The sequence below is a fragment of the Parabacteroides vesiculifaciens genome, from assembly GCF_049860805.1.
Taxonomy (GTDB): domain Bacteria; phylum Bacteroidota; class Bacteroidia; order Bacteroidales; family Tannerellaceae; genus Parabacteroides.
The window spans coordinates 4,636,025-4,649,182 of sequence record NZ_CP187555.1; the positions used below are offsets into that span (position 1 = coordinate 4,636,025).

Below are 13,158 nucleotides of genomic sequence, written 5' to 3' on the forward strand. Positions count from 1 at the left end.
TCGGCTTTTTTCATATGCCCATGAGCGTTGTTGTCACACTTCCTGCAAGAGTGTTTGCAGCTCCTCCTGCGTGGGAAGATAGGTCATGTACTGGGCGGCGAAGACCTGCTTTTCATCTTCGGGCAGCGTATAACGGACGACCGCGTCGTTTTTCTCCGCGCAGAGGACGATACCCACCGGAGGGTTATCCCCGGGATTCATCAACTCACGGGTGTAGTAATTGACATACATCTGCATCTGCCCCAAATCCTGATGGGTCAGCTCCCCGGATTTAAGGTCTATTAAAACGAAACAGCGGGCCAGGTAATTGTAAAAGACCAGGTCGATGTAGAAATGCTTGTCGTCGAAGGAGATACGCTTCTGTCGCGCGACGAAGGCGAAGCCTTTCCCGAGTTCGAGCATCAAGCGCTGCAAGCGGCTGATGAGCAGTTGCTCCAGATCGGTTTCCAGAAAATGCTCTCCCTGGGGGATACCGAGAAACTCCAGGATATACGGGTCGCGGATGATCTCTTTGGGTTCGACACGCCCGGGTTCGGTACGGGAAATCTCCTCTTTCACGGCTTTCTTGTCTCGGCTGGCCAGCAAGCGGTCATAGAAAAGCGTGTTGATTTGGCGGTCGAGCTGCCGGACACTCCAGTTTTCCTTGACGCACTCGTGCAGGTAAAAATCACGGGCGGCATCGCCCGACACCTTGAGAAGCGTGCGGCAATGCGACCAGCTCAATTTATCACACAGCGTGTGATATTTCGGGTAGCACTGGTAAAACTGCCTCATGTACCGCAGGTTGGTGGCCGTGAACCCGTTTCCGAACTCCGCCACGAGCCGCCTGGAAAGGGTGTTGATGACAGCCTTGCCATATCCGGCACGGCCGGTTCCCTGCTGCTCGTACTCCACTATATATTTCCCTACCTGCCAGTAAGCCCTCACGAGGGTCGAATTGACATGATGTATCACCTTCGCGCGCGCTTCCTGCAAGATATGGCGCACGTTATGCAGCAGCTCTTCCTCCCCTTTGTCGGCAGGATATATTTTATCTGTTTCTTTCATTGTTCATTATTATATAGGCTTCCAAGTGCAAACATACTGATTTTACGGCAAATATCGAACGGTTGTACCGCCTTGTCGTGCCTTATTCCATGTATCTCCGCGTTTTTCCATGACGCCGGACTCTCGGGACAGGGCCTAACCGGAACCGGCAGGACGATCCTTTTTCAGCTTGCGGAAATTACTGAAGTTACGCTCGATGAACCGCAGGACGTCCGATTCCCGGTAGAAGGTCTTGTGATAGATCATCTCGTAAGGCAGCTCTCCCGAGGTGCGGTAACGCTGGAGTGTGCGCTTGCTGATATTGAGCATACGGCACAGGTCGTAATTGTCCAGAAGACGCTCCCCGTCAGGCAGGATGGAAAGCGGTTGCTCCACGTCCCCCGCGCACAGCTTCTCAATACGTTCCAGCCGTTCCGAGAGCCGCTGCATCCATCCGTCGAAATATTCCTTATCCAGAAACATGGCCTACTCCTTTGGTCGGTTTTTGCGCCGCACGGAACGCTCCTTCAGCACACGGCGGATTTCCGTGAGGGAATAATACAGCTTCCGGTTGATGGCCGAATAGGTGATCACGTGATCCGAGCGGAGGCGTTGAAGGGTACGCCCGCTGATGCCCAGGTAACGGCAGACCTGCTCGCCGTCCATCCATTCGTCGTTTATATACTCCTTATTCCATGCACGCCCCTTTTCAGGGAGAGAGGCGATTGCAGCCTCTATTTTCTCTATACGCCCGACAAGCTCGTTATAGGCTCGCGAACCGATCACTATGATTTTCATACTCCTTTGTTTTTTAGTCTGTTACAAAGGTCGGGCTTATATGGACAGCTTAAAACGAGGTCGGTACGACTTTTTTTTGATAATTTGCAGTGAACTGATTCTCAACGGTTCATGCGGTGAAGAAGGCAGTGTTTTTTACCGAAATCCGCGGCCCGTACTCGGTATTTTTATTGGCAGAAATGCGATAGCATACTGTGATTCAACGCTTAACGGTGTTCTAATCCGGACGGGGCTACAACGGAACACCCGTATCGGCTCCTTATACGGGTGCAAATACGGGCGTTCGGGAAAGTTCCTTTCGAGAGTTACGGGGGAAAACCGACCTCGGTTCTTTTGTTATATACAACGCTGATTATCAGTGCTTCTATAAGAAATAGAGTGCTTTACCGGTTCATGTTCTACTCGGAATTGCCGTTTTTCTTGTTTCGCTTCCACGTCTGCATACGTTTAAGCAGGGCCTCTTTCGCCTTGTCAAGCCACGGTGTCGGGTTGTTTCGGATTTTCATATCGCAGAATGTCCTCGAAAGGTTCATGTCGAGGTGTACGTTGAAAGCGTTGGAAATGTAGCTGGCAAGTTGCGTGAGTGGCACATTGCCGAAACAGCCTTTACTGTCGAGCAGGTAAATAAGTTCCGTCAGATCCGTCTTCGAGTCCTGCCATGTCGGACGCACGTCAGGCAATGGCAGAACCATGTTCCGGAGGTTCGTGCTCTCCAGTGATTCCAATTCGCCCATAAGATAAACCGACAACATATCGTTGGCCAGGATTTTCGCCACCTTGAAATCCGCGTTTGTCGAAAACTGCGGGTCGAGTTCATAGTAGAAGGTTTCCAGGTATTGCTCCGTGTCGGTCTGCCCGCGCAGGAAATAGAGGCTGTCCAGGTGTGTAGCGCCGCTGCGGAAATAGCGGATAAAGTCGAGGCGTTTCTGCGTGTACGCGTTGATGGCCCGAACATGGGCGTCCAGGTACTCCCGTTGTGCCTCGATACTTCCTACCGGACGGTTCATCTCGATATTGTAGAGCTTGCGGTAATAGATCAGACGGCAAAAAAGACGAGGTTTGATTTCTTTGAAGAACTTTATTTCCTCGTCATCGTTTTGAAAACGGTAGCCGATGATATATTGTTTCAAACGGTCGAACGCTTCTCCCAGGACACGTGACGCTTCAAGCGACTTTTTCAACACGTCGGTATCCCGCGATTCGATACGTTCGATACTCCGCAGGACTTCGCTGTTTAATTTTTCTATAAATGCAATCATAATCCGTCTTGTTACTTTCGCGTATAAAGTTAGCGAATCGAAAAACCGGCGGATTACGATTTTTATCTTTCTCTTCGTTTTTTTATCACGGAGCCGATTTTAATGTCAGATCCGACCTTCCTGGCGGATGGAAGTGGGATTGCTCCCCATATTCCGCTTGCAAAAGTCCGTAAAGTGGGATTGGGCGGAGAAACCGCACATGTAGGCTATTTCCTGCAACGTGTAGTGTGTCGTCCGCAACAACTCCCCGATACGTTCGATACGGCGCTGACGTAACCACGAGGAGGCCGAGCAGCCGAAAACCCGCTGGAAACGCCGGCGGAAGGTAATCGTGCTGGAATACCCGCAAACCCCGGCGAGTTCCGTGACGTTATCCGAGGCAAGATAATTCGATTTGACACGGGAGATGAACTCGTAATCGTCCCCCAGGTGCAACAGCTCCTCGAACTCCCCGACATCGGCGGGAGTGAGATGTTCATAAGAGGCGTCGAGCATTTTCAGCATGACAGCAGCGTTACATTCAACGGGCATACCCAATGTCTTACGGGCTTCACGCAGGTAATTCTTGAACCGCAGCCGCAGCGTGTCGTGATGCGGGTAGGAACACTCGGACAGAATGGTGCAAACCGTCCGCAGTTCATCGACACAACAGTAGCCGAAATACCACGTTACAAGACGCTCGACGTAATGGACGGCATGAAATTCCTCCGAAAGCATCAGAAGAAGCAGGAACGGGGTGAAATCCTGGTATTCCCTCGTTATGGGACGGGGTGCTTCGTCAAGCAAGGAGGCGATGTCCCGCATCAGCAGAGAATCTCCCGAGTACGCTTTTATTTGTTCGGAACTGCGGGCATAATCCCGGTAACGCGATATGACCGCCGACAAAGCATTGAACTTCACGGCGTGAACGCCTTCTATAAAGGAAGGGCGAAGACTGTTGTAAATGGATAAGTCGGTTTGCATAAGTCATTTCTATAAAACGGAGCCGCATCCCCTTGTTGCCAAAACTCCGCAAGTCGTTACTTATGAACCGCTTGGAACACGGTACGAATCCTAATTACAAATATATCGCATCTGATAATCCGGAACAAATATCAGCAGGTAAAAATGAAAATAAACCTCGTTATTTTTGATTATTACCTGCAATAATATTATATTTGCAAACAAATAAGAGTTGTTTGACAGCATGAGAAATATAGTGTATCAAAGCACTTTACCAATTTCTTATCCGTTGCCCATTCTCATGCGAGTTTCTTTTAATCTATTTGTAGTCAATTAAATACCTTCAGACTACATCAAATATAACAAAATAATTGAATTTACTATCTTTGCCGTATGAAAGAATTTATTATATCTGAAGCACAGACAGAAAAGGCTGTTCTCGTAGGGCTGATTACCCCTGAACAGAATGAACAGAAAGTGAAAGAATATCTGGATGAATTGGCCTTTCTGGCCGATACGGCAGGTGTCGAGGCTGTGAAGCGTTTTTATCAGAAACTGGATTTTCCGAACTCCGTGACCTTTGTCGGTTCCGGCAAGTTACAGGAGATAAAGGAATATGTGGTGGAGAATGAGATCGGGTTGGTGATATTCGATGACGAACTTTCCGCCAAGCAATTGCGTAACATCGAGAAAGAGTTGCAGGTGAAGATTCTGGACCGTACGAATCTGATTCTGGATATCTTTGCCCGCCGTGCACAGACCGCCCATGCAAAGACACAGGTGGAACTGGCGCAATATAAATATATGTTACCCCGCCTGACCCGTTTGTGGACACACTTGGAACGTCAGCGCGGTGGTGTCGGTATGCGTGGTCCGGGTGAAACGCAGCTGGAAACGGATAAACGTATTATCTTAGATAAAATATCCAAGCTGAAACGGGATCTGGTCGAGATCGATAAGCAGAAGAGCGTGCAACGGAAGAACCGCGGAAAGATGGTTCGTGTGGCCCTGGTCGGTTATACCAATGTAGGAAAGTCTACGTTGATGAACCAGCTTAGTAAAAGCGAAGTTTTTGCCGAAAACAAACTGTTTGCGACTCTCGATACGACCGTACGCAAGGTGATTGTCGACAACCTGCCTTTTCTGCTGTCCGACACGGTCGGCTTTATCCGTAAGTTGCCGACTGAACTGGTCGAATCCTTTAAGTCTACTCTGGATGAGGTGCGTGAGGCGGATTTGTTGGTGCATGTCGTTGATATTTCCCATCCGACGTTCGAGGAACAGATCGAGGTGGTGAACCGCACCTTGACCGAAATCGACAAGACGGAGAAGCCGATGATTATGGTATTCAATAAGATCGACGCTTTCACTTTTGTCCCGAAGGAAGAGGATGACCTGACTCCGCGTACACGTGAGAATATCGACCTGGACGAACTGAAACGTACCTGGATGAACAAGATGCAGGATAATTGCATCTTTATCTCGGCTAAGGAACGGACAAACATCGATGCACTCAAAGCCCTGTTATACGAACGGGTGAAACAGATCCACATTACCCGTTTCCCTTATAATGATTTTCTTTTCCAACAATATGATGAAGAATGAATGAAGGATATTATTTAAGGCATCTGCAATCGGACGAGATTGTGGATTTGGAGATAAACGGTTGTACGGCCGATAATTGGCAAAACGTAAAGGTCGCCAGCCCTTTTTATGCCGAACACGTTTGTAACGTCCATTTTTCAGGGAATGTGGCTTTGGGCCTTTTTGAAAAGGAGTTTACTCTTCCGGGAGGGGTGAAGAAGCATAGCGGCATCCGGAATGCGACTTTGCATAATTGCGAGATCGGAGATAATACGCTGATTGAAAATGTGCACAATTATATCTCTAATTATTTCATAGGCGATGATTGCTTCATACAGAACGTGAACGTAATGTATGTGGAAGGAAAATCTTCTTTCGGGAACAATGTCGAAGTCTCTGTCCTGAATGAGACGGGAGGCCGTGAAGTGCCTATTTATGAAGGCTTATCCGCATCATTGGCCTACCTTATAGCTTTGTACCGCCATCGGCCGATATTAATACTGCGTTTGCAGGCTATGATTGCCGATTTTGCTCATCGAGCGACTGGTAGCTATGGCTTTATCGGCAACCACGTGAAAATAATCAATACCGGGACTGTGCGTAATACGGTGATTGCAGATTATGCGACGGTCGAAAACTGTACCCGTCTCGATAACGGCACGGTCAATAGCAATGAAAATGCCCCGGTTTATATAGGCGACAGCGTTATCGCGGAGGATTTTATCATCTCTTCTGGGGCGGTCGTTGCCGATGCCGCCAAGATTATCCGTTGCTTTATCGGGCAGGCGTGTCATGTGACGCATAATTTCTCTGCACATGATTCCCTTCTGTTCAGCAACTGCGCTTTTGAGAACGGGGAGGCCTGTGCCATCTTTGCAGGACCTTTTACCGTGTCGATGCATAAGAGCAGCTTGCTGATAGCCGGTATGTATTCGTTCCTGAATGCCGGAAGCGGTTCGAACCAGAGTAACCATATGTACAAGTTGGGGCCTATCCACCAGGGAATAGTGGAGAGGGGTTCCAAGACGACCAGCGATTCCTATATTTTGTGGCCAGCACGTGTCGGAGCTTTCTCCCTGGTAATGGGACGCCACCACCATCATAGCGATACATCGGATATGCCTTTTTCTTATCTGATAGAGAAAGACGATGAAACGTATCTGGTGCCCGGTGTGAACCTGCGTAGCGTCGGAACGATCCGTGACGCCCAGAAATGGCCTAAGCGTGATAAACGTACCGATCCGGAGCGCCTGGATATGATCAACTTCAATCTGCTGAGCCCGTATACCATCTATAAGATGATGAAAGCTGTCGGAATCCTGAAGAACCTGCAGGATCTGGTGGGCGAGACGTCCGAAGTCTATTATTACCAGAATACCCGTATCAAAGGTTCTTCTTTGCGTACGGCCCTCGGCCTCTATGGAATGGCAATCAATAAATTCTTAGGTAACTCCCTGATCAAACGTCTGGAGGGAACGGATTTCCGCTCTATGGATGAAGTCTGGGCACAGTTGAAACCGACCTCTCCGGCCGGCCGTGGTGAATGGCTGGATCTTGCCGGGCTGATCCTTCCACGGGAGGAATTGGACAGGCTGATTGAAAGGATAGAAGAGGGTGAGATTGACTCGCTTGACGCGATAGAAGGTTTTTTTGCAACGATGCACGCCTCTTATTATGATATGGAATGGACATGGGCCTATGATATGCTGGAGGAATATTATGACGTGGACCTGTCGTCCATATCGGCAGCACAGATCATCGATCTTGTCCGTCGCTGGCAGGATTCCGTGATCGGGTTGGATAGCCTGCTTTATAAAGATGCGAAGAAAGAATTCTCCCTTACCTTCATGACCGGTTTCGGTGTGGACGGTTCGGATAAGGAGAAGCTGGAAGATTTTGAAGGCGTACGCGGCGCATTCGAAAATAACCCCTTCGTCACGGCAGTCAAAGAACATATTGTTGTCAAACGTGATTTGGGAGACGAACTGATCCGGCGTATGACACCTTTGCTCTAATCCCTCGATTTGTTGCGTGGGTGATGCTCCAGTATCTCCTTCCTGAGGAACTGGCGGTCGATATGTGTATATATTTCGGTGGTGGTGATCTTCTCATGTCCAAGCATCTCCTGGATCGCGAGCAGGTTGGCGCCACCTTCCAACAGATGGGTGGCGAAGGAATGACGGAACGTATGCGGGCTTACGTTCTTTTTGATACCTGCCATCTCCGTCTGCTGCTTGATGATATGGAAAACCATGATCCGCGATAAAGCCGTTCCCCTCCGGCTCAGGAACAGGATATCTTCAAATCCTTTTTTCACCGGAACGTGGTTGCGGTCATACAGGTAGTTTTTGATCTCCTTGATGGCCGTTCCCGAGATGGGGACCAGACGTTGCTTGCTCCCTTTCCCTTCCACCTTGATAAATCCTTCGTCGAAATAAACATCCGTGAAGCGCAGCGAAACCAGTTCCGACACGCGTAGCCCGCAACTATACAAGACCTCGAGCATCGCCCGGTTCCGTTGTCCCTCCGGCAACGTCAGGTCGATCGTGTCTAAGATGCTGTTTATCTCGTTGACCGTTAGAACCTCAGGAAGTTTCAAGCCGATCTTGGGAGATTCTAACAATTCGGTCGGGTCGGTTGTTATATAATCGTCTAAGAACAGGAATCGGTAGAAAGATTTGATCCCTGAAATGATCCTTGCCTGCGAGCGTGGGTGGATGCCGATATCACGCAAGCGGGCAACAAACTGCTGCAGGTCGTCATATGTGACATCCGCATACTTCTTGCCTTCACTTTCGACAAAGTTCGTCAGTTTGTCGAGATCTGTCAGGTAAGCGTCGATGGAGTTGGCTGAGAGCGCTTTTTCCAAACGGAGATACGTTTTGTATCGTTCTATTTTGTCATTCTCTTGGTGCATGAAACGAATTATAAATTGTGAATTATGAATTATGGTTTGTTATGAACGTTTGCGGGAAGGAACAACCTTAATTCATAATTCAAAACTCATAATTCATAATTCTTTACTATCTTTGCCGGATATTTCCTGCCGTACAAGGTAGTGCAAAGGTAATAAATTACAGCAAAATGAAGAAGATTCAGATTATCAACGGCCCAAATCTTAATTTATTGGGCAAGCGTGAACCGACCGTATACGGAAATGCTTCGTTTGAAGGCTATCTGAGTGAATTACGTACAAAGTATCCGCAATGTGAGATTGCTTATTTTCAGAGTAATGTGGAAGGTGAGATGATAAACAAGATCCATGAGGTCGGCTTCGATTACGACGGGATTATTATGAATGCAGGCGCTTATACGCATACATCCATTGCGCTCCACGATGCTATAAAAGCTGTAACGACCCCGGTTGTGGAGGTGCATATTTCAAACGTACATGCACGTGAATCTTTCCGCCATGTATCCATGATTTCAGCTGCTTGTAAAGGGGTGATCCTGGGATTCGGACTGGATTCGTACCGGTTGGCTCTCGAATCTTTTTTAGTTGGTTAACCCGGAAACGTGAGTTGGGCAACTCCGAGTTGCGAGTTGGGCAACTCGGAGACGTGAGTTGGGCAACTCCGAGTTGCGAGTTGGGCAACTCGGAGACGTGAGTTGGGCAACTCGGAGACGTGAGTTGGGCAACTCGGAGACGTGAGTTGGGCAACTGGGAAACATGAGTCGGGCAACCGGGAAATCTCAGTCGGGCAACCGGCGGATATAGTGATTAATAGGTAAAAATAATAGGTAAATATTTAGGTTATATGTTAAAGCATACGAAGATTGTTGCTACTGTTTCTGACCAGCGTTGCGAGGTCGAATTTGTCGACGCGTTGTACAAGGCCGGAATGAATGTCGTGCGCCTCAATACGGCTCACATGGCAGAAGAAGGTTTGACCAGAGTCGTAAATAATGTCCGTACGGTTTCCGATCGTATCGGCATCCTGATGGACACCAAAGGGCCGGAAGTGCGTACTACTCCTGCACAGGCCCCTATCCCGTTCAAGACCGGGGAAATTGTTAAGATCATGGGAAACCCGGAAGGGGAGACTTCGCATGATTGTATTTGTGTCTCTTACCGGAATTTCGTCAATGACCTGGGCATCGGCAGCGATATCCTGATCGACGACGGCGATCTGGAACTGAAAGTAATCGATAAGAAAGACGACTTCCTGGTTTGTGAAGTGCAGAACGATGCCACACTGGGAAGCCGCAAGAGCGTGAACGTGCCGGGTGTACGTATCAACTTGCCTTCCCTGACAGAGAAAGACCGTAAAAATATCCTGTGGGCGATCGAACACGACCTGGACTTCATCGCCCACTCTTTTGTCCGTAACAAGCAGGATGTGGTGGATATCCAGCGTATCCTGGACGAGCACAACAGCCCGATCAAGATTATCGCCAAGATCGAGAACCAGGAAGGGGTTGACAATGTAGATGAAATCCTCGAAGTGGCATACGGCGTGATGATTGCCCGCGGTGACCTCGGTATCGAAGTGCCGGCAGAAAAGATTCCGGGTATTCAGCGTATGTTGATCCGCAAGTGCGTGGAAGTCAAGAAGCCGGTTATCGTGGCTACTCAGATGCTCCACTCCATGATTAACAACCCGCGTCCTACGCGTGCCGAAGTGACGGATATCGCCAATGCGATCTATTACCGCACGGATGCCCTGATGCTGAGCGGTGAAACGGCTTACGGAAAATATCCGGTCGAAGCCGTCCAGACTATGACGAAGGTGGCACGCGAGGCGGAAAAGACAAAACTCGCCGCCAATGATATCCGCGTTCCAATCGAAGGAAACGATCTCGATGTAACGTCTTTCCTGGCAAAACAGGCTGTAAAATCATCGTCCAAGCTGCATGTGAAAGCCATTATTACAGATAGCTATACCGGACGTACGGCACGTTACTTAGCCGCTTTCCGTGGCACTTCCACCGTGTTTGCCATCTGCTATAATCCCCGCGTCATGCGTATGTTGGCTCTTTCCTACGGCGTGTGGGCTGTTCACCAGCCTTATAACGACAGCCGTCGCGGCTATTTCTACGACGCATTGAACGAACTGATCAAAAGCGGACGTATCACCCGCAACGATATGGTGGCTTACCTGAGCGGTAGCTTCGGCGAAGGCGGCGGCACGAGCTTCCTTGAAATCAATAACGTCGGGAAGGTTCTGGATGCCGGAAGTAATTATCAGTTACCGACGTTTAAGGAGTAAACAAAGATTTATGATTTATGATTTATGTCCCAGCAGGCAAGTCATAAATCATAAATCATAAATTATAAAGATGACATTAGACGAATATATCCTTTCCCATAGCGACGAAGAAGGTGCGCTGCTTTCGGCCCTGAACCGGGATGCGAATGTGAACCTGCTTCGTCCGCGTATGTTGTCGGGACACTTGCAAGGACGGATATTGAAGATGTTTTGCCGGATGCTCCGTCCCCGTCGCGTGCTTGAGATCGGGACTTATACCGGTTATGCGACTCTTTGTATGGCGGAAGGGCTGGAAGAGGGAGCTTTGATCCATACGCTCGAGATCAACGACGAAATGGAAGACTTCATAATGAAATATCTGGACCGCTCGCCCTATAGGGATAAGATACAGGTGCATTTCGGCGACGCCCTCGAGATTATCCCGGCGCTGGATGAAACCTTCGATCTTGTTTTTATCGATGCCGACAAGCGGCTCTATTCGGAATACTTCGACCTTGTTTTTCCGATGGTGCGTCCCGGCGGATTGATCCTTGCCGACAACACGTTGTGGGACGGTCATGTGGTAGAAGAGCATCCTAAGGATAAACAAACACTCGGTATTCTTAGTTTTAATGATAAAATCAAAGAAGACCCGCGTATTGAAAAAGTTATCTTACCTTTGCGTGACGGCCTCACAATGATCTGGAAAAAATAAAAAAGTAAGAAATTATGGAAAGTACAAGACTAAGTAAAATAGAGCGTCTCCTGCAAAAGGAGCTGAGTGATATCTTTCAGAAGCAGACACAGGCTATGCATGGCATCCTGATCTCTGTCAGTGTGGTACGTGTAAGTCCTGACCTGAGTGTGGCACGTGCCTACCTGAGTATCTTCCCGTCCGAAAAGTCGAAGGAAATGCTCGAGAATATCCGTGCGAATACGAAAGCCATCCGTTTTGACCTCGGACAGCGCATCCGCAAACAGGTTCGCAAGATCCCTGAACTGACTTTCTTTATCGACGATTCCTTGGATTATATCGAGAATATTGATAATCTGTTGAAAAAGTAAAAGATTACCGCGTTGAACTTCCCGTTTTATATAGCCCGGCGTTACCTTTTTTCGAAGAAATCCCACAATGCCATCAATATCATCTCGATGGTATCTGTTTGTGGAGTGGTTGTTGCTACAATGGCCTTGGTATGTGCGCTGTCTGTATTGAACGGGTTTGTCGGGCTGGTTTCTTCCATGCTCAGTAACTTCGATCCGGAGTTGAAGATTCAGCCTGTGCATGGGAAAGTTTTCGATCCGGCTCTTCCGGCCGTCCAGGAAGTGAAAAAGCTGCCCGAAGTCGCTTTGTTTTGTGAAGTGCTCCAGGACAATGCGCAGGTCCGCTATCGGGACCATCAGATTACCGCAACGATTAAAGGGGTAGACGATACTTTTGGGCGCCTGACCCGGATAGACAGTATTTTAGTCGATAGCCGGGAAGGTTCCTTTGTCTTGTCCGATGAAGTGGCCAATTACGCCAACTTAGGTGTTGGAACAGCTTTCTCTTTGGGCGTACGTCCTAATTATGCCGATCCTCTGGAAATTTATGCTCCCAAAAGGAATGAGAAAGTCAATCTCGCCAACCCTTTCGCCTCCTTGAATTTGGAATATGCCTTTGTGGGCGGCGTGTATGCCACCAACCAGCAGATGTATGACGAAAACTTCATCTTGTTGCCTTTGCCTATGGTCCGTTCCCTGTTCAACTATGAGAAGGAAGTCTCGGCTATCGAGTTGTCATTAGTCCCCGGTGCGGATATCAATTCGGTCAAGAACCGGATAAAATCGCTCTTAGGCGATGATTTTTCGGTCAAGGACCGCTATGAACAGCAGGAAGCCTCTTTTAGGATGATGCAAGGGGAGAAATGGATGATCTTCCTGATCCTGTGTTTTATTCTGATCCTGGCTCTGTTTAATGTGATCGGTTCGCTCTCCATGCTGATGATAGAAAAGAAAGGGGATGTCCGTACTTTACGGAATATGGGTGCGGACGATCGTCTGATCCGCCGTATTTTCCTTTTCGAAGGTTGGATGATTTCCGGGCTTGGCGCTTTGATCGGTATCGTTATCGGCTTGGTCCTTTGTCTGTTGCAACAGGAATTGGGGATTATTAAGTTGGGCCAGGCAGCGGGTTCCTTTATCATTGATGCTTATCCTGTCCGTGTCGAAGCCGGCGATATCCTCCTTGTTTTTATAACTGTTCTTGCCATCGGCTTCCTTGCCGCTTGGTACCCCGTCCGCTATCTGGGAAAGAAATGGCTCAACGTAGGGAACTAAAAGATAATATATAGCAAAGTATTTATTGATAGTAACTACCT

General features: G+C 48.5%; 13 protein-coding genes. 7 read left to right on the forward strand and 6 right to left on the reverse strand.

Annotated elements, in window-relative coordinates; genetic code table 11:
• Positions 1–33: 33 nt before the first annotated feature.
• The 5 genes from ACPYIV_RS18545 to ACPYIV_RS18565 all read right to left on the reverse strand — a co-directional run bounded on the left by ACPYIV_RS18545 (position 34) and on the right by ACPYIV_RS18565 (position 4,046).
• Positions 34–1,047 (reverse strand): PDDEXK nuclease domain-containing protein, encoded by a 1,014-nt coding sequence (locus ACPYIV_RS18545; protein ID WP_004319206.1) that lies wholly within the window; start codon positions 1,045–1,047, stop codon positions 34–36.
• A gap of 135 nt (positions 1,048–1,182) precedes the next feature.
• Positions 1,183–1,509 carry a helix-turn-helix domain-containing protein gene (locus ACPYIV_RS18550; RefSeq protein ID WP_004295487.1) on the reverse strand — a complete coding sequence of 109 codons (327 nt, stop codon included), beginning with the start codon at positions 1,507–1,509 and terminating at the stop codon, positions 1,183–1,185.
• 3 nt (positions 1,510–1,512) lie between these two features.
• Positions 1,513–1,824, reverse strand: a complete 312-nt coding sequence (locus ACPYIV_RS18555; protein WP_004303820.1) for a helix-turn-helix domain-containing protein — start codon at positions 1,822–1,824, stop codon at positions 1,513–1,515.
• 398 nt (positions 1,825–2,222) lie between these two features.
• Positions 2,223–3,083: an RteC domain-containing protein gene (locus tag ACPYIV_RS18560; RefSeq protein WP_004295489.1), complete on the reverse strand. Its 861-nt coding sequence runs from the start codon at positions 3,081–3,083 to the stop codon at positions 2,223–2,225.
• Positions 3,084–3,188: 105 nt separating this feature from the next.
• The gene (locus ACPYIV_RS18565) at positions 3,189–4,046 is read right to left on the reverse strand and encodes a helix-turn-helix transcriptional regulator (protein WP_007558946.1); all 858 of its coding nucleotides are present in this window, start codon (positions 4,044–4,046) and stop codon (positions 3,189–3,191) included.
• A 372-nt stretch (positions 4,047–4,418) separates the two neighbouring features.
• Here ACPYIV_RS18565 and hflX point away from each other — a divergent pair, with 372 nt between their 5' ends.
• Both hflX and ACPYIV_RS18575 read left to right on the forward strand, forming a co-directional pair.
• Positions 4,419–5,630, forward strand: coding sequence for a GTPase HflX (gene hflX / locus ACPYIV_RS18570; protein WP_425884540.1), 1,212 nt, complete (start codon positions 4,419–4,421; stop codon positions 5,628–5,630).
• Positions 5,627–7,624: a DUF4954 family protein gene (locus ACPYIV_RS18575; RefSeq protein WP_293739387.1), complete on the forward strand. Its 1,998-nt coding sequence runs from the start codon at positions 5,627–5,629 to the stop codon at positions 7,622–7,624. Before hflX ends, ACPYIV_RS18575 begins: the two co-directional genes overlap by 4 nt.
• On the opposite strand, the gene xerD is transcribed toward ACPYIV_RS18575, so the two are convergent.
• On the reverse strand, positions 7,621–8,526 hold the full coding sequence (xerD, locus tag ACPYIV_RS18580) for a site-specific tyrosine recombinase XerD (RefSeq protein WP_293731844.1): 906 nt from the start codon (positions 8,524–8,526) through the stop codon (positions 7,621–7,623). The genes ACPYIV_RS18575 and xerD overlap by 4 nt on opposite strands.
• Before the next feature lie 167 nt (positions 8,527–8,693).
• Between xerD and aroQ the strand changes: the two genes are divergently transcribed.
• From aroQ to ACPYIV_RS18605, 5 genes are all read left to right on the forward strand, one after another.
• Positions 8,694–9,116 carry a type II 3-dehydroquinate dehydratase gene (gene aroQ, locus ACPYIV_RS18585; RefSeq protein ID WP_293731843.1) on the forward strand — a complete coding sequence of 141 codons (423 nt, stop codon included), beginning with the start codon at positions 8,694–8,696 and terminating at the stop codon, positions 9,114–9,116.
• Positions 9,117–9,367: 251 nt separating this feature from the next.
• A complete protein-coding gene (gene pyk, locus ACPYIV_RS18590) occupies positions 9,368–10,819 on the forward strand; it encodes a pyruvate kinase (RefSeq protein ID WP_293731842.1) in 1,452 nt (483 codons plus the stop codon).
• A gap of 70 nt (positions 10,820–10,889) precedes the next feature.
• The gene (locus ACPYIV_RS18595; protein ID WP_425884545.1) at positions 10,890–11,513 is read left to right on the forward strand and encodes an O-methyltransferase; all 624 of its coding nucleotides are present in this window, start codon (positions 10,890–10,892) and stop codon (positions 11,511–11,513) included.
• A gap of 14 nt (positions 11,514–11,527) precedes the next feature.
• Positions 11,528–11,863 (forward strand): 30S ribosome-binding factor RbfA, encoded by a 336-nt coding sequence (rbfA, locus tag ACPYIV_RS18600; protein WP_186929609.1) that lies wholly within the window; start codon positions 11,528–11,530, stop codon positions 11,861–11,863.
• Between the two features lie 12 nt (positions 11,864–11,875).
• A complete protein-coding gene (locus ACPYIV_RS18605) occupies positions 11,876–13,117 on the forward strand; it encodes an FtsX-like permease family protein (protein WP_425884548.1) in 1,242 nt (413 codons plus the stop codon).
• Positions 13,118–13,158: the final 41 nt, after the last annotated feature.

Bases quoted from the DNA above. Each gene is read 5' to 3' on its own strand.
- aroQ (WP_293731843.1), top strand. From the start codon at position 8,694: ATGAAGAAGATTCAGATTATCAACGGCCCAAATCTTAATTTATTGGGC.
- rbfA (WP_186929609.1), top strand. From the start codon at position 11,528: ATGGAAAGTACAAGACTAAGTAAAATAGAGCGTCTCCTGCAAAAGGAG.
- hflX (WP_425884540.1), top strand. From the start codon at position 4,419: ATGAAAGAATTTATTATATCTGAAGCACAGACAGAAAAGGCTGTTCTC.
- ACPYIV_RS18550 (WP_004295487.1), bottom strand. From the start codon at position 1,509: ATGTTTCTGGATAAGGAATATTTCGACGGATGGATGCAGCGGCTCTCG.
- ACPYIV_RS18565 (WP_007558946.1), bottom strand. From the start codon at position 4,046: ATGCAAACCGACTTATCCATTTACAACAGTCTTCGCCCTTCCTTTATA.
- ACPYIV_RS18595 (WP_425884545.1), top strand. From the start codon at position 10,890: ATGACATTAGACGAATATATCCTTTCCCATAGCGACGAAGAAGGTGCG.
- ACPYIV_RS18560 (WP_004295489.1), bottom strand. From the start codon at position 3,083: ATGATTGCATTTATAGAAAAATTAAACAGCGAAGTCCTGCGGAGTATC.
- pyk (WP_293731842.1), top strand. From the start codon at position 9,368: ATGTTAAAGCATACGAAGATTGTTGCTACTGTTTCTGACCAGCGTTGC.
- xerD (WP_293731844.1), bottom strand. From the start codon at position 8,526: ATGCACCAAGAGAATGACAAAATAGAACGATACAAAACGTATCTCCGT.
- ACPYIV_RS18575 (WP_293739387.1), top strand. From the start codon at position 5,627: ATGAATGAAGGATATTATTTAAGGCATCTGCAATCGGACGAGATTGTG.
- ACPYIV_RS18555 (WP_004303820.1), bottom strand. From the start codon at position 1,824: ATGAAAATCATAGTGATCGGTTCGCGAGCCTATAACGAGCTTGTCGGG.
- ACPYIV_RS18545 (WP_004319206.1), bottom strand. From the start codon at position 1,047: ATGAAAGAAACAGATAAAATATATCCTGCCGACAAAGGGGAGGAAGAG.